Annotated in this window: 22 protein-coding genes and 1 pseudogene; 9 read left to right on the top strand and 14 right to left on the bottom strand. The window is 68.8% G+C overall.

Going from position 1 to position 20,905, the window contains the following annotated elements:
- Positions 1-33: 33 nt before the first annotated feature.
- Entirely contained in the window at positions 34-219 is a 186-nt protein-coding gene (locus AZH51_RS03230) for a hypothetical protein (RefSeq protein ID WP_291521214.1), read from the top strand.
- Entirely contained in the window at positions 216-479 is a 264-nt protein-coding gene (locus AZH51_RS03225) for a metal-sensitive transcriptional regulator (RefSeq protein ID WP_291521212.1), read from the top strand. The genes AZH51_RS03230 and AZH51_RS03225 overlap by 4 nt, the downstream gene beginning before the upstream one ends.
- A gap of 2 nt (positions 480-481) precedes the next feature.
- Here the strand turns inward: AZH51_RS03225 and AZH51_RS03220 are convergent, their stop codons facing one another.
- Together AZH51_RS03220 and AZH51_RS03215 are read right to left on the bottom strand one after the other, a co-directional pair.
- The gene (locus tag AZH51_RS03220) at positions 482-1,357 is read right to left on the bottom strand and encodes a class II glutamine amidotransferase (RefSeq protein WP_291521210.1); all 876 of its coding nucleotides are present in this window, start codon (positions 1,355-1,357) and stop codon (positions 482-484) included.
- A 10-nt stretch (positions 1,358-1,367) separates the two neighbouring features.
- Complete coding sequence (locus AZH51_RS03215; RefSeq protein WP_291521208.1) at positions 1,368-2,525, bottom strand: MFS transporter; 1,158 nt, start codon at positions 2,523-2,525, stop codon at positions 1,368-1,370.
- Positions 2,526-2,575: 50 nt separating this feature from the next.
- Between AZH51_RS03215 and AZH51_RS03210 the strand changes: the two genes are divergently transcribed.
- Complete coding sequence (locus tag AZH51_RS03210; RefSeq protein ID WP_291521207.1) at positions 2,576-2,791, top strand: hypothetical protein; 216 nt, start codon at positions 2,576-2,578, stop codon at positions 2,789-2,791.
- Here AZH51_RS03210 and AZH51_RS03205 read toward each other — a convergent pair.
- A complete protein-coding gene (locus AZH51_RS03205; protein WP_291521204.1) occupies positions 2,788-3,597 on the bottom strand; it encodes an alpha/beta fold hydrolase in 810 nt (269 codons plus the stop codon). The genes AZH51_RS03210 and AZH51_RS03205 overlap by 4 nt on opposite strands.
- A 20-nt stretch (positions 3,598-3,617) precedes the next feature.
- On the opposite strand from AZH51_RS03205, the gene AZH51_RS03200 reads away from it, so the two are divergent.
- Positions 3,618-4,922 carry a nitrate/nitrite transporter gene (locus AZH51_RS03200; protein ID WP_291521202.1) on the top strand — a complete coding sequence of 435 codons (1,305 nt, stop codon included), beginning with the start codon at positions 3,618-3,620 and terminating at the stop codon, positions 4,920-4,922.
- A 10-nt stretch (positions 4,923-4,932) separates the two neighbouring features.
- Here AZH51_RS03200 and AZH51_RS03195 read toward each other — a convergent pair whose 3' ends face one another.
- A complete protein-coding gene (locus AZH51_RS03195) occupies positions 4,933-5,292 on the bottom strand; it encodes a ribonuclease E inhibitor RraB (RefSeq protein WP_291521200.1) in 360 nt (119 codons plus the stop codon).
- A 158-nt stretch (positions 5,293-5,450) separates the two neighbouring features.
- On the opposite strand from AZH51_RS03195, the gene AZH51_RS03190 reads away from it, so the two are divergent.
- Complete coding sequence (locus tag AZH51_RS03190; RefSeq protein WP_291521198.1) at positions 5,451-6,974, top strand: HNH endonuclease signature motif containing protein; 1,524 nt, start codon at positions 5,451-5,453, stop codon at positions 6,972-6,974.
- Here the strand turns inward: AZH51_RS03190 and AZH51_RS03185 are convergent.
- The 10 genes and pseudogenes from AZH51_RS03185 to AZH51_RS03140 all read right to left on the bottom strand — a co-directional run bounded on the left by AZH51_RS03185 (position 6,902) and on the right by AZH51_RS03140 (position 16,751).
- A complete protein-coding gene (locus tag AZH51_RS03185; RefSeq protein ID WP_291521196.1) occupies positions 6,902-7,948 on the bottom strand; it encodes an alpha/beta hydrolase in 1,047 nt (348 codons plus the stop codon). The two genes, AZH51_RS03190 and AZH51_RS03185, sit on opposite strands and share 73 nt — an antisense overlap.
- A gap of 5 nt (positions 7,949-7,953) precedes the next feature.
- Positions 7,954-8,853, bottom strand: coding sequence for an alpha/beta hydrolase (locus tag AZH51_RS03180; RefSeq protein WP_291521194.1), 900 nt, complete (start codon positions 8,851-8,853; stop codon positions 7,954-7,956).
- On the bottom strand, positions 8,850-9,497 hold the full coding sequence (locus AZH51_RS03175) for a TetR/AcrR family transcriptional regulator (RefSeq protein WP_291521192.1): 648 nt from the start codon (positions 9,495-9,497) through the stop codon (positions 8,850-8,852). The genes AZH51_RS03180 and AZH51_RS03175 overlap by 4 nt, the downstream gene beginning before the upstream one ends.
- A complete protein-coding gene (locus tag AZH51_RS03170) occupies positions 9,494-10,612 on the bottom strand; it encodes a branched-chain amino acid ABC transporter permease (RefSeq protein ID WP_291521190.1) in 1,119 nt (372 codons plus the stop codon). Before AZH51_RS03170 ends, AZH51_RS03175 begins: the two co-directional genes overlap by 4 nt.
- On the bottom strand, positions 10,609-11,481 hold the full coding sequence (locus AZH51_RS03165; RefSeq protein WP_291521188.1) for a branched-chain amino acid ABC transporter permease: 873 nt from the start codon (positions 11,479-11,481) through the stop codon (positions 10,609-10,611). Before AZH51_RS03165 ends, AZH51_RS03170 begins: the two co-directional genes overlap by 4 nt.
- Positions 11,478-12,209: pseudogene (locus tag AZH51_RS03160) on the bottom strand (ABC transporter ATP-binding protein). The gene AZH51_RS03165 and the pseudogene AZH51_RS03160 overlap by 4 nt, the downstream one beginning before the upstream one ends.
- Positions 12,206-12,958, bottom strand: coding sequence for an ABC transporter ATP-binding protein (locus AZH51_RS03155; RefSeq protein WP_291521186.1), 753 nt, complete (start codon positions 12,956-12,958; stop codon positions 12,206-12,208). Before AZH51_RS03155 ends, AZH51_RS03160 begins: the two are co-directional and overlap by 4 nt.
- On the bottom strand, positions 12,955-14,154 hold the full coding sequence (locus AZH51_RS03150) for a substrate-binding domain-containing protein (protein ID WP_291521184.1): 1,200 nt from the start codon (positions 14,152-14,154) through the stop codon (positions 12,955-12,957). The genes AZH51_RS03155 and AZH51_RS03150 overlap by 4 nt, the downstream gene beginning before the upstream one ends.
- 118 nt (positions 14,155-14,272) lie before the next feature.
- Complete coding sequence (locus tag AZH51_RS03145) at positions 14,273-16,195, bottom strand: prolyl oligopeptidase family serine peptidase (RefSeq protein ID WP_291521182.1); 1,923 nt, start codon at positions 16,193-16,195, stop codon at positions 14,273-14,275.
- Positions 16,196-16,205: 10 nt separating this feature from the next.
- Positions 16,206-16,751, bottom strand: a complete 546-nt coding sequence (locus tag AZH51_RS03140; protein ID WP_291521180.1) for an inorganic diphosphatase — start codon at positions 16,749-16,751, stop codon at positions 16,206-16,208.
- 105 nt (positions 16,752-16,856) lie between these two features.
- On the opposite strand from AZH51_RS03140, the gene dacB reads away from it, so the two are divergent.
- From dacB to hpt, 4 genes are read left to right on the top strand one after another with little or no spacing between them, the layout of a single operon-like run.
- A complete protein-coding gene (dacB, locus tag AZH51_RS03135) occupies positions 16,857-18,260 on the top strand; it encodes a D-alanyl-D-alanine carboxypeptidase/D-alanyl-D-alanine-endopeptidase (RefSeq protein WP_291521178.1) in 1,404 nt (467 codons plus the stop codon).
- 17 nt (positions 18,261-18,277) lie between these two features.
- On the top strand, positions 18,278-19,315 hold the full coding sequence (locus tag AZH51_RS03130) for a zinc-dependent metalloprotease (protein WP_291521176.1): 1,038 nt from the start codon (positions 18,278-18,280) through the stop codon (positions 19,313-19,315).
- Positions 19,316-19,319: 4 nt separating this feature from the next.
- Positions 19,320-20,294, top strand: a complete 975-nt coding sequence (gene tilS / locus AZH51_RS03125) for a tRNA lysidine(34) synthetase TilS (protein ID WP_291521174.1) — start codon at positions 19,320-19,322, stop codon at positions 20,292-20,294.
- 5 nt (positions 20,295-20,299) lie between these two features.
- Positions 20,300-20,851 carry a hypoxanthine phosphoribosyltransferase gene (gene hpt / locus AZH51_RS03120; RefSeq protein WP_291521172.1) on the top strand — a complete coding sequence of 184 codons (552 nt, stop codon included), beginning with the start codon at positions 20,300-20,302 and terminating at the stop codon, positions 20,849-20,851.
- The last annotated feature ends 54 nt before the right edge of the window (positions 20,852-20,905 follow it).

The following is a 20,905-nucleotide window of genomic DNA, read 5'->3' as shown; positions in this document are numbered from 1 at the left end:
GATGCCGACAAAGCCGATGAAAGGAACACGTCAATGTGCCGAGCGGTGACCTGTAAGACCTGTGGGAAGACGACCTGGGCCGGCTGCGGCCAGCACATCGACTCCGTGCGCCGCGACGTGCCCGCCGGGCAGTGGTGCAACGGTCAGCACACGCCGGCCGAGACCGCCGCCGCGGCCCAGAATTCGGGTGGCTTCCTGCGGAAGTTGATCGGCCGATGACCCAGCTGAACTCCGAGGACCTGGCCAGCGTGGTCCGCCGCTTGCGTCGCGCCCAAGGTCAGATCGGCGGGATCCTGGCGATGATCGAGGACGGTCGCGACTGCCGCGACATCGTCACCCAGGTGGCCGCGGTGTCGAAGGCGTTGGACCGGGCCGGCTTCGCGATCATCTCCAGTGGTCTGCGGCAGTGCCTGGCCGAGTCCGAGGACCCGCAGGAGCAGATTGCCGAGATGGAGAAACTCTTCCTCTCACTCGCCTGAGGTCACAGCCGGATCGGGGTCATCTCCAGTTCGGCGTCCGGTGTCACGATCCCGATGGTGCCGGCGGGGATCTCGTGCCAGGTGCGCTCGCTCCAGTGCAGTTCCAACGGTTCGGAGACGACCAGGTGGCTGTCGGCGGGCAGGTCGTCCGGTGTGCCGTCGACGGTCCGCAACGCCTGTGAACCGGCGGAGTGGAACAGCGACGGCGCTTGGTCGTCGGTCACCTCGGGACTGATCCAGCGCAGGATGATCAGCCGGGTGCCGTCGGAGGCGCACATGGTGGCCCGGAACGGTTCGGTGACGCCGTGATCGTGGCGGGCCTGCTCGACGCGGCCGATCATCCGGGTCAGTGCGGCTACCGGGTCGTCGGCCAGGCCGTAGGTCAGGGCCAGGTGGAAACACACCTCGGTGTCGCTGTTGCCCAGGATGAACGGGTACAGATCCGGGTCGACGTCCATGGTCAGATCGCGCTTGAGTTTGGTGAACCCGTTGATCTCACCGTTGTGCTGGAACATCCAGTTTCCGTGCACGAACGGATGGCAGTTCTGCTCGGCGATCGTGCCGCCGGGCGCTGCTCGCACGTGCGACAGGAAGCAGCCGGAGGTCAGCTGGGCCGCCAGGTGGCGCAGGTTCTGGCTGTCCCAGGCCGGCGTGGTCTGCCGGAACTGCCCGAGGCTGCCGTCGCGACCCCGCCACGCCAGGCCGAAACCGTCACCGTTGGTGGGGAAGGCGTGGTCGCGGAACTGCGAGCCGAGATAGGAGCCCGGCACGAAACGATCCCGGGCCAGCAGGCTCTGGTCCAGCAGCGAGTGGTCCGGTCGGATCAATACATCCTCGATCGGGATGTCCGAGCCGAGATAGGCCAGCCAGCGACACATGGGGGACTCCTTACGTCCAGATCTTCTTGCGGTAGAGCGGGATGCCGACTGCGGCGGCCACGATCAGCACCGCCAGCGCGACGGCCGGCAGCGCGGGGTAGCCCCACTTTTCGGCCAGGAACGACGGAGCAACGGCCCCGATGACCGCACCGGCGGCGATGATGCCGTTGAGCAACCCCATCGCCGATCCCTGGTCGCCGGGGGTGACGCGCACGATCATCATCGTGGCGGCCACGACCTCGAAGGCGTAGGCGATCGCTGAGGTCACCAGAGCGGCCCCGCCGATGGCGGCCTTGCCCGGCAGGTCGGCCGCGTGCGCGATCGCCATCGCGGCGAAGGATGCTGCCGTGATCGTCAACCCGATCAGCAGGACCAGGCCCGGCCCGACGCGGTTGGCGAGTTTGCCGCAGAACGGGTAGATCGCCGTACCCACAACGGCACCGACCAGGAAGAGCAGGGACGTGGTCGAGGCGGAGATGCCGAAGGCGTCGCGCATGATCAGCGGCACGACGTTGAAGTAGGTCTGCACCCCGGTCATCGTCAGCAGCCAGGTGAGGATGAAGACGGGGAAGACGTGACGGTGCGTGGAGGGGGCGCCCGCCGTGGCGTCCTTGCCGGGGTGGCTCGGTTTCAGATGCGGCAGGCCGATCTGGCCGAGCAGGAATCCCGCGGCCAGCAGGGCGGCGGTCACCAGCCAGCCGAGTTTGAGATGGGTCGCCGCGACGGCGGCGATGATCAACCCGACGACCTGCCCCGCGCCGTACGCCAATCGGAACCAACTGAGCCGGTCGTTCCACTCCGGTTGCGGGTGGGCTTCCACGACGAAGAGCCCGGCGACGGTGCCGCACAGCGATCCGGCGCCGCCGAAGACCAGGGCCAGCAGCGCCCAGAGCCAGACCTGCTGGGTGAACGCGAACCCGGCGACGGTCACCGCCATGATGGGGAACGTCGCGAGGAAGACCGCGCGCTGCCGCCCGGTCCGGTCGGCCAGGGAGCCAAGCAGCGGTGCGAAGAGGCCGCCGACGTAGAACGCGGCCACGACCAGACCGACGATGGTGGCGCCGTGCCCGGCCGCATCGACCGTCACGGGCATCAGGATGGGAGCGACCCCCAGCACCATGAGCCCGGTGATGGCATAGGCGGAGTACCAAGGTTCGAGCCAGCGCACGCCTAGAACCTAGTGCACCCCGGTGGCGGGCGCGGGTGCACAATGACAGGGTGAACGCGCAGTGGATACCCGTCACCGGATTGGACGAACCGACCGGTCACCCCATCGGTATCGCCATGGGGTTCTTCGGGCTCGCGCTGTTCTTCATCATCTGCTTCGTGGTGATGGCCTACATCGGTCACCGCCGCCGCCTGCGCAACGGCCCGCCCCCGCCGCCGGTCTACCCGATCCTGGGCAAACCGGGCGAACCGCGTCAGAAGGACTAGGGCGCGGGGACTCGCGTTATCGCGTCGACGACGTCCTGCGGGTTGGTCTCCGGCAGCCAGTGCTGCGCGTCGATCTCCCGGAACTCGTAGTCACCCGAGACGAACTCGGCGGTTCTCTCCGCCGCCGCCCGCCCCAGGAACGGATCGCGGCTGCCCCACAGGTAGGTGGTGGGGACCTGGCTCTTCGGGCCACGCGGCGTCTTCGCGGTCTTGCTGAGCATCGCGCGGTACCAGTTGAGTGGCCCGGTCAGCGACGCCGGATCCTTGAACCTCTCCGCGTAGTGCAACGCCTGCTCCTTGGCGACGCCGCCGGAGATGTAGAGGCCGGGCAGCGTGCGCTGCACCGCGCGCTCGGCGACCCAGGGGACCTGGAAGCCCAGCATGTACGCCGAGTGCGGCCACTGGCTGGGCGTCTTCAGCATCGCCGCGGTGTGGGGTGTCGAGAGCACCGTGACCGCCCAGAGCCGGTCGGCCAGTGCGCTGCGGGCGGCCCAGGCCACGCCACCGCCCCAGTCGTGCCCGACCAGGTGCACCCGCTCGGCGCCCGAGGCGTCGATGAGGGCTTCGACGTCCCTGACCAGTTCCGGGACGACGTACGCCGATCGGCCGCGGGGCGTGGCGCGCGGGGAGTAGCCGCGCTGGTCGGGTGCGAGCGTCCGCAGCCCGGCCTCGTTGAGAAGCGGCGTCACCTGGTCCCAGGCGGTGCGGTCCTGCGGGAAGCCGTGCAGCAGGATCACGACCGGTCCGTCGGCCGGCCCGGCGTCGGTCACGTCGAAGGTCATGCCGTTGCGGGTGAAGGAGTCCATAGCCATAGCCTGTCATTGCGATGACGACACCGGACCTGAAGTACCCACTCGGCGGTCGCCGGGCGTATCTGGTCTGGGGAACCGCGGTCAGCATCTACTTCCTCGCGGTGTTCCATCGCAGTTCGCTCGGCGTCGCCGGAATCATCGCGGCGCAGCGTTTCCACATCACCTCCGCCCAGTTGGGCACGTTCGTGATGCTGCAGCTGTTCGTCTACGCGGCGTTGCAGGTGCCGGTGGGGGCGCTGCTGGACCGGTTCGGTTCGAAGGTGCTGCTGATCACCGGGCTGGTGCTGATGACGGTGGCGCAGGCCGGATTCGCCTTCGCCGCAAGCTATCCCGCCGGTCTGATCGCGCGTGTCGTGATCGGTGCCGGCGACGCGATGATCTTCGTGTCGGTGTTGCGGATCGTGGCGTTGTGGTTCCCCTCGCGGCGGGCGGCCGTGATCACGCAGTTCACGGGGCTAATCGGGCAGATCGGCGCGCTCGTGGCCGCAGGCCCGCTCGCGGTCGCGTTGCACGACTGGGGCTGGACGAAGACCTTTCTGACCGCGTCACTGGCTGGAGTCCTCTTCGGGGTGGCGCTACTGGCGATCGTCAAGGACTCGCCGTACGTGAGTCATCGCGGGGAGGAGGTGCGGCTGCGCGCGGTCACCCAGGCGCTGCGGGCGGCCTGGGCGCACCCGGGCACCAAACTCGGCCTGTGGTGCCACTTCACCTCGCAGTTCGCGGCGACGATCTTCGCGCTGATCTGGGGGTTCCCGTTCCTGACCGCGGGGGAGGGGTTGTCGACGGCGATGGCCAGCACCTTGCTGTCGGTGATGGTGGTGAGCTCCTCGATCGCGGGACCGCTGATCGGGGTGTTCTCCGCGCGGTTCCCCTACCGGCGCTCGCAGTCGGTGCTGGGGATCGTCGCGGCGATGGCCATCGTCTGGACGGCCGTGCTGCTGTGGCCGGGGCGGGCGCCGCTGTGGTTGCTGCTCCTGCTGGTGGTCGTGATCGCGGTGGGCGGCCCGGGGTCGGTGGTGGGCTTCGATCTGGCCCGCACGTTCAATCCGCCGGCCCGGATCGGCTCCGCGACAGGGATCGTCAACGTCGGCGGCTTCACTGCCTCCCTGTCGACGATCTGGCTGATCGGCGTGGTGCTGGACAAGGTCAACCCGGGTGGGGCCTCGGCGTACACCCTGGACGGGTTCCGCGCGGCGATGAGCGTCCAGTACGTCGTGTGGGGCGTTGGCGTGGTGATGATCCTGCTGCTGCGGCGCAAGACCCGTGCTCTGGTGGACAGTGAGGACGAGTACGCGCACCTGCGACCCCTGGGGCGGTGACGCTTGTGGGCTACATGCTGGCTTCCCAGCCGTCGTAGTCGCCACCCGGCCATCGCCGGGCGACGTCCTCGAAGAACACCCGGGCATCGTGCACGGCCTCCGGACTGGTGATGGCTCCGTTGCGTTCGGCGATGACCACCCACTCCGGTCCTCCCGCGGCGGACTCGTCCACCCTCTGTAACTCCCAGCCCGCTGCTTGCACGACGGCGGCCGCTGCACGAGCGTCGGCTTCGTCGGCGAAATACAGGTAGTGGACCCAGTGCCGGGGCGCGCCCAGATCGCTTTCTTTCGACAACTGGGTTAGCAGCTGATCGTCGCCGGCATGGCCGGTGTCGAAGGTTGCGGTCTTGTGACGTCGGAATATCCCCATGGCAGAGCAGCGTAGGGCGAGGCGTAGCTGTGGATAGCTGTCCGGCGACTCACGTTGTCCACACCGGTCGTTTTGGTCCTGGGTTCTTGTCGGTGCCCCTGCCTAGGGTTGGGTTATCGGTTCGGGCTTCTCGTGGGGACGGGAAGGGGGTGGGGGTCATGAGTTCGGATGTCGCTGATTCTGTTGTGGTGCAGGGGGTTTCGTGGGCGGCGGGTGTTGCCGGGCTGCACACCGCGCTGGACGCATTGACCTCGCGCCGGACCGTTGACGGCGCGGCCACTGTCAACCCAGACACCGGCGAGCTCGTCACTGACGAGTCGGTCACCGACGCTGATCTGCGGGCGATGAGCTCCTCGCTGTCCCGAGCCAAAGCACGGATCGACGCCGTCCTGATGGTGCTCGCCCGTGGGTTGCACGAACGCGACACCGCCCGCGCGGTCGGGGCCGTCAGTACCGGGCAGTTGCTGGCCCAGGACTTCGGTGGGGACCGCACCGACGCGAACGCGTTCGTCCGCACCGCGATCCAGCTGTCCAACACCCCCATCGTGGAAGACGCGTTAGCCCAAGGCCGGGTCAACCGGGACCAGGCCGGGGTCATCGCCCGCGCCCTGAACCACCTGCCCATCGGTGTCGAGGCTAAGGACCGGGTCCGGGCCCAGGAATCACTGTTGGATGCCGCCCGGTTGTTGTCGATCCAGGACCTGGGGCGGGCCGCGACCCGCACCGCCGAGGCGTTCAAAACCCCCGCCGAAGCCGACCAGCACGAAGAGGGCCAGTTGCAGGCGCGGGAACGCCGCGCCGCCCGGGCGACCCGGTTCTGGATGCGCGACAACCGGGACGGCACCCACCGCGGCGGATTCACCCTGCCCGACACGGAAGCCGAGATGCTGCGCAGCGCCGTGGAAGCCCTCGCCGCACCCCGCCGCTACCACCTGGAATCAGCCGAGGCGGATGCGGACGGGGCGGATGCTGCCGGTGCGGATGCTGGGTTGCCGTCGGATCAGCGGCACCGGCAAGGGCGGGCGTTCGCGATCATCTGCTCCCACCTACCCGCTGATGCGTTACCCAACGCCGGCGGCATCAGTGCCGTGCTGAGTGTGAACGTGGACTACGACACCCTCACCGGGCAACTCGGCCCCGGCACCCTGCCCTCGGGGGCACGGATCTCCGCGGCCAAAGCCCGACAGATCGGCTGCGGCGCCGGGATCCTGCCCCAAGTGCTGGGCGGCACACCGTTACCGCTGGACCTGGGACAACTGCAACGGTTGTTCAACGCCACCCAACGCCGCGCCCTGGCCATGCGGGACCGGGGTTGTGCCTACCCCGGCTGTGACCGGCCCCCGCAATGGTGCGAAGGCCACCACTGGCGCAACCCCTGGACACCCCGCAACCCCCACGACCCGCATGGCGCCACTGATCTGGGCAACGGGTGCCTGCTATGCGCCCACCACCACCGCCTGGTGCACGACCGGCACGTCCAGATCCGCGAACGCAACGGCTACCTCGAATTCCTGGTCCCCCCGGTCATCGGGCAGAAAACCAACGCCGACTACGGCGGCGACCTATTCACCCCCGACAACCCGGCCGGCACCCTGCAATGGCAACGCAACTACCGCTGGACCGCCCGCTGGGGCACGGTGTCCAAGACCGCCGCAAGGAACGCGTCGGGTGCCTCTAGGTGAGGGCTGTGGCCAACACCGGGCAGCACGATCTCCTGGTATTGGCCGCCGCGGGAGGCGAATCGGTCCAGCACAGAACGCGTTTGGGCAACCATGGGCTGCGACGGGAACTCCTCTTCACCCGGCCAGCCGGGGATCACCCCCATCCGGCCCAGGGTGCCGAAGTCGAGTGCGGACTGGTCGGAGACGATCACGTCGACGTCGCCCCGGACCCAGGTGACGACCGGTTGCGGCTCGATGTCGGCGAAGGCCGAGACGTCGAACCAGCGGGGTGACATGGCGTTGGCCATCCCGCTGCGCCCGGGCGCTGTGTGTGGCCAGTGCTGCGACGTCGCAGCGTCGCCGGGGTAGTTGCCGTCGCCCGTGCGGGTCGTCAGGATCGAGTCGACCAGCGCGTCCTCGTCCGGGACTGCGAATCCCGCCGCGACGTAGGTGGTGCGCAGCACGGTGCGCGGGGACACCGGACCGTCACTCGTGTCGCCCGACTCGATGGCCGCGACGAAGGCCGGGTTGACCGCACCCGCGCCCGACCCGGCGAAGTCGGGCGTCGTGGGTGTGCCCTGGGCGTCCCGCGTCGCACCGAAACCGTACGGCGATAGCGGGGCTTCCAGCACGAGGCCGGCGAACAGTCCCGGACGATCCAGCGCGAGTTGCAGCACGACGCCGGCACCCGCCGAGTGGGCGACGGCGACCAGCGGGCCGGTCGGTGCGAGCGCGTTGAGCACGGCCGAGACGTCGTCGGCGAAGTCGCGCATCCCGCGGGTCGCATCGACCGGTCGGGTTTGCGAATCCCCGAAACCCCGCAAATCGATCGCCAGTCCGTCGAGATCGGCGGGCAACGACTTCAGGAACGACTGGAAGAAGTAGGACGACGAGCAGTTGCCGTGGATGCACACGACGGTCGCGCGTGGGCGGTCGGCGACCACTCGTCGTACGTGCTCCAGCCCGCGATCGGTCTGGACCGGCAGACCTGCCACGGCCCTCACCGGTGACCCACCGGCAGCCGCAGCAGGTCACCGAGGCTTTCGCAGACAGCTGCGACGCCCTGATCGGACATCACGATCGTGTAATGGTTCACCCCACCGACCCCCCGGACTGACAGACCGCGAAATCGCGACGACCATTGTGCGACAGTCGATTCCGGGTAGAGGCCGGGCTCCTCGTCGAGCAAACCGCGTGGGGCGGACAGGAACACGGTGCCCTCCGGGAGGGCCTGGAGGACGGCGCGGTAGTCCGGCCCGCCGTACAACTGGGCCGCGTCGGTCAGCATGGCCTGCGGCAGCGTGGCCGGTCGGTCGCCGTCCAGGTCGTAGTCGATGTAGCGCTCCAACCGTTCGGACCATTCGCCGACGAAGGCCGGGTGCGCTGCCCAGAACTCGCGGTACGCCGAGTGGTCGGGGAAGCTGCGGGTGAGCCGCTCGGCCGCGGGGCCGAGCAAGCGTGCTGCGGCCTCACCAGCCTCGTCCTGCCCGACACCGTCGGGTAGCGGCAACGGCAGACCACCGTCGACCAGCAGCAGACCCGCGACCAGGTCGGGCCGCTGGTGGGCGAGGGTCGCCGCAACGAAGCCGCCCATCGAGTGTCCGACCACGACAGCCGACGGCAGATCGAAGGCCTCGAGGACATCGACGAGGTCAGCCGCGTGCGCCGCTAACCCGAACGGTCCCGGAAGCGCGTTGCTGCGGCCACGCCCCCGCAGATCGGGCGCGAGGATACGCACCTGCGGCAGCGCATCGGCCAGCCAGGTCCAGGCCAGATGGGATGCGGTGATGCCGTGGACGGCCAGGACGGTCGCCACGGGAGGCTGCTCGGGTGCCCATTCCGCAACGCGCAGGTGGCCGCCGCGGACGGCGACGTCGTGGGTGCGATAGGCCGTCGTCATGGGGTCTCCTCAGCAGTGGGCTGGTCCGCCGGCACGGCGAGGGCGCGCTCGATGAAGCGCATCATCTGCTCGAAGACGTCGTCGGGCACCTCGCTGGTCGGGTCTTCCAGATCGCCCTGGCCTCCGGCGCCCCACAGCACCCATCGCATACCGATGATCTCGCCGATGCCCATCAGTGCCCAGGCGGCCACCGTGGGGTCGACGTCGCCGATCTCACCGTTGTCGCGCGCCTTCTGCAGGGCCGAGGTGTACCCGTCGACGATCCGCGAGTAGTGCATGTTCAGCGCTGCGGGCGAGACGAACTCGGCCTGCCGCACGAGGCGGTAGAGCGCCGGATGCTCAGCGGTGAACTTGAAGAAGGCTGCGAACCCGGCCCGCTCGGCCGCGGCGCGCGTGTGCTGGGTCGAGGACGCTTCGTACATCGCCCGACGTACCCGCCGGTTCAGGTCCTCCACGACTTGGTCGAAGACCTCGAGTTTGGTGTCGAAATAGAGGTAGAACGTGCCCATCCCGACACCGGCAACCTCGGTGATACGAGCGACCGACGCGTCGTGGTAGCCCTGCTCGGCGAACACCTGTTCTGCGGCAGCCAGGAGCTTCTGCCGGGTGCGCTCGCCTCGCGCGGTCCGGGGGGTGTTACTCATCGCACGGCCTCCTGGGAGTTGTCGGCGCGTTGGTCAGCCGGCTCGGGCATCCGGCCCGGTCCGGCGACGGCAGGATCCGTGCCCGTTCGCAGGCGTGCCGTCGCGCGCTCCATTGCACCGCTGATCCCGCCCGGAAGGAAGATCACGACCAGGATGAACAGGACGCCGAGCAGGAAGAGTGGCTCGGACAGCGGGACCCGCAGAACAGCGGGCAGCCCGGCCACGGTGTCGGACGACGCGATGACCGTGAGGCGTTGGTTGAGGAGGGTGTAGAGCACCGCCCCCACGACGGCGCCCCAGCGCGACCCGACGCCGCCGAGCACGACCATCACCAGCAACGACAGGGTGAAGTCGGAGGTGGTGATCCCCGGTGTCGCCCCCGATTGCAGCAGCAGGTAGACCATGCCGGCGATGGTGGCGAGCGTCCCGGCGATCGTGAAGACGATCAGCCGGACCAGATACGGCCGGCCGCCGAGAACCCTGACCCGCTGGTCGTTCTCGCGAGTTGCCGCCGCGAGGTGCCCGATGCGTGATGACTGCAGCCAGACGACGACTGCGTAGGTGACTATGAGGAGCAGCAGGGCGATCCAGTACAGGTTGCGGGTGTTGTCGACGCCGATCAGGGAGGCGGGCACCGCATCGGTGCGCATCGAGAGTCCGTCGTCACCTCCGGTCACGTGACCCGGGTCGCGGCGTACCAGCACGTTGCTGGCCTGGGCGAAGGCGAGTGTCACCATGGCGAAGGCGATCCCGGAGACGCGCAACGAGACCGAGCCCAGGACGTAGGCCAGGACGATCCCGCCGACCATTACGACGCAGGCCGCGGGGATCAATGGCCAGTCGGTCCGCTGCAGCACGATCCCGAGCCCGTAGGTGCCGGCGGCGAAGTAGAGCGCGTGACCGAAACTGAGCAGCCCGGCCACTCCGAAGAGCAGGTGGTACCCCAGAGCAAGGGAGGCGATCACCAGGCACAGTGCGAGCAGTTGGAGAGTGCCGGCCGAGTACGTGGGTCCCGGAAGTAACCCGGGGACGTCGAGGGCCAGCAGAGGCAACACGGCCAACATCACGACGACGACGGCCGCGATAGCAAGGCCCAGGAACCTGCCGCGGTTCATGCGGTCCTCCCCATCAGTCCGGAGGGCCGCACCAGCAGCACCACCGCGAGCAGCAGCACCACGATCAGGTCTCCGAATCCCCAGTAGTAATTGGCGAACTGCTGCAGTACGCCGACCAGCACCGCCGCGATCGCCGAACCCACCAGCGAGCCCAGGCCACCGATCACCGTCACGATGAAGGCGAAGATCAGCAGGGACGAGCCCAGTTCCGGTGAGACGTAGCCGAAGTAGAGCGACGCCAGCACGCCACCCAGGCCGGCCGAGGCGCCACCGATCGCGAACACGAGGGTGAAGGCACGCCGTACGTCGATGCCCAGGGCAGTCACCATCGCCCGGTTCTCGACCCCGGCGCGGATGACCAACCCGTAGCGGGTGAACTTCAGGAAGGCGAGGATGGCGGCCAGGACGAGCAGCGCGCCGGCGATCTCCACGAACCGGTCGTTGGGGACGCTGGCCCCCAGCACGTCGGTGGTCGCCGCCATCCACGGGGGTTTGTCGAAGTAATGCGGATCAGGACCCCAGATCCCCATGAAGAGCGCGACGCCGGCCAACGCGAGACCCACGGTGACCAGCACCTGCTCGATGTGGCGTTCGTAGAGCGGGCGGATCAGCACCAGTTCGGTGGCGACGGCCACGGCGGCTCCGGCGGCGGCGCCACAGACGAGGGCGACGATGACCGCGCCCCAGGTGGCGGTGCCGAGTCGCCGGGCGACCTCCCAGCCCGCGAACGCTCCCAGGGTCAGGAAGGCGCCGTGGGCGAAGTTCAGAACCCCCATCAACCCGTAGATGAGCGACAGGCCGGAGGCGACCAGAAAGTACAGCGCGCCGAGTCCGAGACCGGTGATCAGCAGCAGGACAACGGTGCTCATCGGGCAACCTCCTGGTCGTGGTGCACCCCGAGCAGGCGTTGCAGCCGCTGCGGGTCGCCGAGCAACTCCTGCGCCGGGCCGGTGTGGATCACCCGGCCCGCGTCGATGACAACCACCTGGTCGGCGAGTCGGCGGATCACCTCGAGGTTCTGCTCCACGAACAGGATCGGCACCTGGGCGGCCGCCGTCGCGAGAGCGTCGGCGGCCTCGGTGACCACCTTGGGCGCCAGACCCTTGGTGGGTTCGTCCACTACCAGGAGCACGTTGTCGTTCAGCAACGCGCGGGCGATCGACACCATCTGCTGCTACCCGCCGGACAGGGTTCCGGCCATCTGCCGGGCTCGGTCGGTCAGCTCCGGGAACAACTCCCGGACCAGGTCGTAGCGTGGATCAGCTTGGCGTACGGCGAGTTTCAGGTTGTCCGCGACGCTCAGGCCGGCGAAGACCTCCCGGTCCTCGGGCACGTAGCCGACGCCGCGGCGGACGATCTGCCAGGTCTGTTCCTTCTCGATCGCCTCGCCTGCCAGTCGGACCGAGCCCGAGCGCTCGATCAGACCCAGGATCGCGCGCAGGGTGCTGGTCTTACCCACCCCGTTGCGCCCCAGGACCGCTGTGACGCCACTGGCAGGGACGACGAAGCTGACGTCCTCCACGACCTGCTGCCCGGCGATCCGGGCGCTCAGGCCGCTCACTTCCAGGACCGGCGGGCGGGTGTGCGTGTCGGTCATGCCACATCTCCCAGGTACGCCGACTGGACCTCCGGGTCGGCCATCACGGCCGCTGGGGTGTCACACGCCAGGAGTTGACCACGGTGCATGACCGCGACCCGGTCGGCCAGGCCGAGCACCACGTCCATGTGGTGCTCGACCATCAGCACGGTGCGGCCGCCCGCGTGCAACCCCCCGATCACCTCCACGAGTCCGGGGACATCGGCGGAGGCCACCCCGGCCATCGGTTCGTCCAGCAGGACCATCGACGGATCCGCGGCCAACAGGACGGCGATCTCGAGCTTGCGCTTGTCGCCGTGCGACAGCTCACCGGCGCGGCCATCGCCGCGGTGGCCGAGGCCGACTTGGGTGAGGCAGTCATCGGCGATGGTGGTCGCCTCGTCGCCGGACCGCGGGAATCGCACCAGGCTCAGTGCCCGACCGAGGCGTTCCTGTGCGGCCAGCCGAACGTTCTCCCGCACGCTCAGGCCCGGGAACAGGCTGGAGGTCTGGAACGTCCGGCCCAGCCCGGCCCGGGCGCGCTGGGCCACCCGGTCGCGGGTGACATCCCGGCCGTCGAAGACGACCTGTCCGCCGGTCGGCCGCACCAACCCGGAGATGACGTTGAACAGGGTCGTCTTCCCGGCGCCGTTGGGCCCGATGACCCCGATCAGTTCGCCGCCGGCGACGTCCAGGTCGACTCCGCGCAGGATATGTGCGCCGCCGATCGTGAGCGTGATGGACCGCAGTTCCAGGCTGGCCTGGCTCACTTCGCCTCCGGAGGTGCCACAGACTCGGGAGAAACCGTGGTGACCACCGACGGCGTCCACGACGTGCCACTGCCGGTCAGCTTGACCTGGAACATCGGCTGGATCAGGGCGTGGTCGCCGGCGCGGATCGTCATCGGGCCCTTGGGTCCTTCGAAGCTCCAGCCCTGCAGGGCGGAGATCATCTTGGGCACGTCCGTGCCGCCGCCTTCGCCGATCGCCCGGACCAGCATCTGCCCGGCCACGAATCCGTCGGGGCTGAACAGGTCGGGTTTGGCGCCCGCTGCCTTGAGCTTGTCGGTCATGGCCTTCTCCACGGGGTTGTCACCGCCGGCACCCGGGAAGTAGTGGTTGAGGAAGTCGACCTTGCCCGAGGCAGCGCCGTAGGCGCCGTACGTGAGGGAATCGCCCAGACCGGTCACGACCGTCGTGCTGCCGAAGACGTTCTGCTGGGCGAGCGCCTGCCACATCGCAGCGGTGGTCGCACCGGCCCACGCGACGAAGACCATGGTCGGCTTCTGGGTGACGATCTGCCGGGCGAAGGAGGTGAAGTCCGTGGTGTCCGCAGGCACCAGGAGGTTGGTGACGGTGGCTCCCTTGGATCCCATGACCGCCTTCACCGCGGCGGCGTTGCCCTGGCCGAAAGCCGAATCTTGTGCGAAGACAAGGATTTTGGCGCCCTCGGGTTTGACGAAGGTGGCAGCGGTCGCGACGTCCTGGTAGGTCTGACGGCCGGAGCGGAAGGTGTACTCGTTGGCTCCGGTGATCTTGTCGCTGGCCGCGGGTCCGGACAGGAACAGCACCTTGTTCTGCTGCGCCTGGTCGGCCAGCTTGAGTGCGATACCGGAGTCGACACTGCCGCCCAGGATCTTGTAGCCCTTGCCGATGAGGTCCTTCGCGGCGCTCACTGCCTTGTCGGGGTCGCCACCGTCATCCCGCCAGGTGACCTCGATCTTGTGGCCGTCGACGGCGCCGGTGCCCTTGGTCGCGTAGTCGATGCCCGCCACCACACCGTTCTGATACTCCTTCTCGTAACCGGCCAGCGGGCCCGTCTGCGAGGAGATCATCCCCACCTTGACCACGTCGCCGCCGGCGCCGGATGTCCCGGCCCCCTGGCTGGGAGAGGGCGCACACGCACTGAGTGCGAGAGCGCTGCAAGAGAGTGCTGCCAAACCGAGTGACGCCGTTGTACCGCGCATGACCGGACCCTTCCAAGAAGTAACATGAGATGTGATTCAGGTAACAGGAAGTAGAACCTGACGAGGCATTCATGTCAAGAGGGGACGCGCCGGTCGGCGCGGCGAGGTCGTCCTCGGGTTACAGGTTGTCGATCTGGATCGGCGGCAGCGAATCCGCCGGAGAGAAGTCGAAGACCCTGCCGTAGAAGAAGAGTTCCGCCTCGGTGGCGGCGGTGATGGTCTCGGCCCGGCGGAACCCGTGACCTTCGCCGTCGAACACGATCAACGCGACCGGTAGACCCTTCGCGCGGACGGCCGCTGCCATCTCCTGCGCCTGGTTCGGCGGCACCACCTTGTCGTCGGCACCCTGCAGCAGGAGCATCGGCGCTGACAGTTGATCCAGGTGGTGGATCGGCGAGCGGTCCCGGTACGTCTGTACCGCAGCCGGATACGCACCGATCAGGCCATCCATGTACCGCGACTCGAACTTGTGCGTGTCGCGCGCCAACATCTCCAGGTCGCCGATGCCGAAGTAGCTCACGCCGGCGTTGAAGACGGTGGTCGATGCCAACGACTGCAACGTCGTGTAGCCACCCGCGCTGCCGCCGCGCACGATCAACCGCGCCGGGTCAGCCAACCCCTGCGCGGCCATCGCCAACGCACCAGACGCGCAGTCAGCCACGTCAAGAACGCCCCAATTACCCTGCAGCGCATCGCGATACGCCCGGCCGTAGCCGGAAGATCCGCGGTAGTCCACGTCCAGCACCGCGAAGCCCCGCGAGGTCCAGTACTGCGTTGACAACGAGAAGGCCGACGAGGCCGATGACGTCGGGCCGCCGTGCGATTCGACGATCAACGGCGGCAGCGACCCGGCAGGTGCATCCCAGGAGGGATTGGTCGGTGGATAGTAGAGACCGTGGACGTCGCCTGGGTGGGAGGTGACCGTGCTGGTCCACGTGACCTGCTGCGGCAGCGAAACCCATTGCTGCGGAAGCGATTCCGAGCTCGCAACCCGCACGTCGGTCCACTGCCCGGACTCCAGACCGATGGTCGCCAGTCGTGTCGAGCAGTCCGGTGCAGCGATCAGCGCCGCCGCAGTGCCGCCCCACGACGTCAGCGAGGCGGTGCCCCCGGCGGGCAGCACCGTCATCGACTCGCCGGTCCCTCGTTCGATGACCACGAGGGAGGTGGTGCCCGCCGAGGTCCGGGCCGCCAGGACGTGGGTCGTCGACAGCGCGACGAACGGCGACAGGCCGAAAACCCATTGCGGACCGGCGTATTCGGCCTCGTCCGGATGTAACGCGATGACCGAGGCGCCGCGCTGTGCGTAGAGATTCCACCAGCCAGTCCGGTCGGACACGAAGATGAGGTCACCGCCGGGCGCCCATCGGGGGTGAAGGGCCGACTCGCCCGGGCCGCCCGCCACCGGCACCACGTCGGAAACGGTGAGGTCATCGTGCAGCACGCCACGCTGGATCAGGGTCGCGTCCCACGGCATCGCCGGGTGGTCCCACTGCGTCCACGCCAACTCGCAGTCAGCGGACAGTTGCGGGTCGGAGTAGAAGTCGGCGCCGGACACCAGCACCGTGCCCGCGCCCTCTTGCCCCAGGCGCAGTGCCACGAGCGTGTTCACGGGCTCGCCGCCGCCGGAATGATCCTCCCGCACCGCCAGCACCAGTCCGCGTCCGGCGTGCACCCGCAGGTCGGCGTACCGGAAATCGGAGGAGCCAGGGGTCAACGGCACCGGGCCGTCGTCGGTCACCTGGTAGACGCGGCCGGACTCGAAGTCGGAGAAGACAACGACACCCATCCGCGCGGCGTACGCGCCGCCGCCGTACTCGTGCACGCGGGTGCGCACGTTGAACGGCGCCGCGACCACGAGTTCCGGCGCGCCCCCGGGAGCCTGCCGCCACAGCCCGACCCGGCCGCCCTCGGAGGGCCGGGACTCCAGCCAGAAGAGCGTCTCCCCGTCCAGGATCGGGCTGGACAGACCGACGCCCTGCGACGTCAGCATCGACGTGGTGACGATGGACTCCCAGGAGCCGTAGGGCGCGGTCGGCATCAGTGGCGCGTCAGTGAGAAGGGACGACCCAGCGGGCGGTCGAGAAGCCCTCGGCCTGCGCCCGCGCGATCGCCTCGCCGACGACCTTCTGTGCCTCGGCCGCACCGACCCAGTGCGAACCCTCCTCGACCGACTTGCCCGGCTCGAGCGCCTTGTAGGTCTCGAAGAAGTGCTGGATCTCCTTGAGCAGGAAGGGTTCCACGTCGTCGATGTCGTTGTAGGCGTCCCAGCGCGGGTCGCCCGCGGGCACGGTCAGGATCTTGTCGTCGCCACCAGCCTCGTCGACCATCTTGAAGACGCCGATCGCGCGCGCCTCGACGATGGCGCCCGGGATGACCGAGTCGGTCAGCAGGACCAACGCGTCCAGCGGGTCGCCGTCCTCGCCGAGCGTGTTCTCGATGTAGCCGTAGTCGGTCGGGTAGACCATCGAGGTGAACAGGCGCCGGTCCAGACGGATCCGCCCGGTCGCGTGGTCGATCTCGTACTTGTTGCGGGTCCCGCGCGGGATCTCCACGCTGACGTCGAATTCAAGCTGGGCGTTGCTGTCGGTGCTCATCGAAACTGCCTCGTTGACGTAGGGTCGCGACCGGTGGTCGCTGCGGGTTGCCCGACAGTCTGACGCACCGGGGCGGCCGCCCCCAAGCCAGGGCAGGAGAGGGATATGCGCAAGGCGCTGCTCAGCGTCGTCGCGATCCTTGTGCTGCTCGCGGGCTATCTGACCCTGGACATCTTCGACAAGGTGCCGGGTTTCCTGACGCTGGCCGACGCGCCGCGCGCGCCGCTCACCTCTCCTGGAGCCTCACGTACGCCGACCTCCAGCATCGCGCCTCCCTCACCTTCCCCGTCGTCCACTGCCGATCCTTCGAGCACAGCCGCGTCGATCACGCCCGCACAGGTCGCCGCTGCCGTTAAGAAGCCGCTGGCCAGCACCTGGCTCGGCAACAGGACCGGCGTCGTGATCCGGGATGCCAGAAGCGGCCAGATCCTGTTCGACCAGTCCGGCAGCACTCCGATGGAACCCGCCTCGACCACCAAGTTGCTGTCCGCGTGGGCGGTCTCGCACACGATGAGCCTGCAGCAGCGCCTCACCACCAAGGTCGTGGCCGGCACCGGCAACCAGATCGTGCTGGTCGCCGGGGGAGACACCGCGCTCAATCCGGGCAAGGGCGATCCGAACAGTGTCAACGGCTACGCCGGCCTCGCGGACCTGGCCCAGCAGGTCGCGACCGCACTGAAGCAGAAGGGCCAGAAGTCCGTCGTCCTGGCGGTCAACACCGCCTACGCACCCGGCCCGCTCACCGTCCCCTCGTGGGATCCGGCCTATCTGAGCATGGGCTACACCGCACGGATCGCGATGCTGGGCCTGTCGACCCAGCGGGCGAAGGCCGGCATCCCGGCGGTCGCCGACCCGGTGCAGGCGACGACGGCCGCCTTTGCCAAGAACCTCACCGCCCAAGGGATCAGCGTTACCGGTGTCGGTTCGAGCGGCCCGGCGACCGGGACCACGCTCGGCGCCGTCCAGTCCGCGCCGCTGATCGACGTACTGGGAATGGCGCTGCAGGACAGCGACAACGCGATGATCGAGTCGCTGGTGCGGCAAGCGGCGTTCAGCAAGGGGGTCGCCGGCGACGACGCGGCCCTGACGGCCTGGGTACGCGACACCGTCGCCCGGAGCGGCTTCGACATGACCGGGGTCAAACTCGCCGATGTCTGTGGACTGGCCGACGGCACGACGATTCCGCCACGGCTGTTGGCCGACCTGCTGGAGAAGGGTGCCAGCGGAGCGGACATCCGGTTCCAGGAGGTCATGAGCCGGCTTCCGGTCGGCGGGTGGAACGGCACGATGGACGACCGGTTCCTGCAATCCACCAACGCGGCCGGCGCGGGCGAGGTGCGGGCCAAGACCGGCAGCCTCACCGGGGTCAGCTCACTGGCGGGCACCGTCCGCACCACGAGTGGTCAGTTGCTGGTGTTCGCGATCATCACCAACGGGCCGCAGTCACAGGGCCCCTACGGCGCCCGCGCCGCCATCGACAACGTCGTGGCCGCCGTCGTGTCCCTGTGAGCCCATAGGGTGGCTCTGTGAGCTTCGTGGATTGGTCCGCCGCGGGCAAGGTCGCCCATCGGTTGATCGCCGATGGCCCCGCCGTCAGCCTGGGGGAGGCGCATGCCGCCGTGGAGGACCTGCGGGACGCCGCAGAGCGCGCCCGTGGCCCGGTGGCGGAGACGGCCCGGATGCCCTCGCCGTCCAGCGCCGAATCGCCCGTGCTGATCGTCGACCGCACCGTGTGGACCGACATCAACCTGGCTTCCACGTCCGCGTTGCTTGATCCGGTCATCGAGCAGGTCTTCGCCAAGAAGCAGCCCGGCCCGGTCAGCCGGGCGGTTTCGGCCAAGGTCGGGGCGGCCGAGGTCGGCGCCGTCTTCGGATTTGTGGCCAGCAAGGTGCTGGGTCAGTTCGACATCGCGCCCGGTGGCACGCCGAGTCTGTTGCTGGTCGCTCCCAACATCGTGGCCACCGAGCGGGAACTCCACGCCGACCCCACCGACTTCCGGCTCTGGGTGTGTCTGCACGAAGAGACCCACCGCGTGCAGTTGACCGGTGTCCCGTGGTTGCGCGAGCACATGATCGAGCGCACCCGGGCGCTGATGCTGGATCTGGTGCCTGATCCGGATCAGCTGGGCGAACGTGTCCAACAGGCCGCGCGCGCTCTGCCGGGACTGTTGCGCGAAGGCGGCGGCGGTCTGGCGGACCTCGTGACGACCGCCGAGCAGCGCGAGAAGATGGCCGATCTCACGGCCGTCATGTCGCTGATGGAGGGCCACGCCGATGTGGTGATGGACGACGTCGGGCCGCAGGTCGTGCCCAGCGTCGCCGAGATCCGTCGCAAGTTCACCGCGCGCCGCGGCGGCTCCGGTGGGGTCGACCGGTTGCTGCGCCGGCTGCTGGGGCTGGACGCGAAGATGCGCCAGTACCGCGACGGTGCGATCTTCGTGCGCGCCGTGACCGAGAAGGTCGGCATCGACGGTTTCAACGAGGTCTGGACCTCGCCGGAGACCCTGCCGACCGCGCGTGAGATCGAGAACCCCGCCGACTGGGTCGCGCGGGTGCATTCCTGACCCGATGCCCGGACCGGACCCCGCGGTCGCCGCCACCCGATCGGCCGTACGCCGCGTGCTGGACGGGGCAGCCGGACAGCGAGTGATCGTGGCGTGCTCCGGGGGAGCCGATTCGTTGGCGCTCGCGGCGGCGGTGGGTTTCGAGGCGCCCCGGCTGTCCGTGCCGGCCGCGGCGGTGGTGGTGGACCACGGTCTGCAGCCCGGCTCCGATGAGGTGGCCACCCGTGCCGCCCGGCAATGCGCCGAGTTGGGCCTGGAGCCGGCGCTGGTGGTCCGGGTGCAGGTGGCGGAGGAGGGGACCGGACCCGAGGATGCGGCCCGTAGTGCCCGGTACTCCGTCCTGGCCGATGCAGCAGGCGACCTGGGCGCGGGCGCGATCCTGCTGGCGCACACCCGCGACGACCAGGCCGAGACGGTGCTGCTCGGGCTGGCCCGGGGCTCGGGGCTGCGGTCGATCTCCGGGATGGCGACCTTTGATCCGCGACGCCGGCTGGTGCGGCCGTTCCTGGACATCACCCGCGCCCAGACCGAGGCTGCGTGCACCGCGCAGGGGCTGACCTGGTGGGACGATCCGCACAACGACGACCCGCGCTACACCCGGGTGCGGGCCCGTCAGGTCCTACCCGCGTTGGAGGAAGCGTTGGGTCCCGGGGTGGTCGCCGGACTGTCCCGTACGGCGGCCCTGGCCCGATCCGATGCCGATGGCCTGGATCAGTTGGCCGCTGCCGCAACTGCTGCCCTGGGCGCGCCGCCGTGGCCCGTGGGTGACCTGTCCGGGCTGGTCGAACCCGTGCGGCGGCGCGTGTGGCGAGCGCTGTTTCCGCAGACCGCCAAGGTGCACATCGACGGACTCGAGCGGCTCTTGGGTGACTGGCACGGCCAGGTGGGGATCGACGTACCGGGAGGTCTTCGGGTCAGCCGAAGGGCGGGGCAGATCGAGGTCGGCCCCGCACCGGGGCGGACCCGTCTAGTTGAATAGGCGCCATGGATGCCTCGGACATCTCCGGTGACCTCGACCATGTGCTCTACACCGAGCAGCAGATCCACGACCGGCTCAAGGAGCTCGCTGCCCAGATCGCCGTCGACTATGAAGGCAAGGACGTCCTGCTGGTCGGTGTCCTGAAGGGCGCGATCATGGTGATGGCCGACCTGATGCGGGCGTTGCCGAGCAGTGTGCCGATGGACTGGATGGCGGTGTCGTCCTACGGGTCGGGCACCAAGTCCTCGGGCGTCGTACGCATCCTGAAGGACCTGGATACCGACATCCACGACCGGCACGTCCTGATCGTCGAAGACATCATCGACTCGGGCCTCACGCTGAACTGGATCCGCAGCAACCTGCTCTCGCGGGGGCCGGCTTCGCTGGAGATCTGTACCCTGCTGCGCAAGCCGGATGCCGCCAAGGTTGCGATCGAGTGCAAGTACGTCGGATTCGACATTCCGAACGAATTCGTCGTGGGATACGGACTGGACTATGACGAGCGTTATCGCAACCTGCGCGACATCGGCACCTTGGCGCCACACGTTTATTCATAGAATTGGTACTTCGGGGAGCAGGCGGAACACCCACGGCGCCCCGGACGTTGGCGA

Source organism: Branchiibius sp. NY16-3462-2 (assembly GCF_001594145.1).
GTDB lineage: Bacteria > Actinomycetota > Actinomycetes > Actinomycetales > Dermatophilaceae > Branchiibius.
This window is presented reverse-complemented; position numbering and strand designations above follow the sequence as displayed.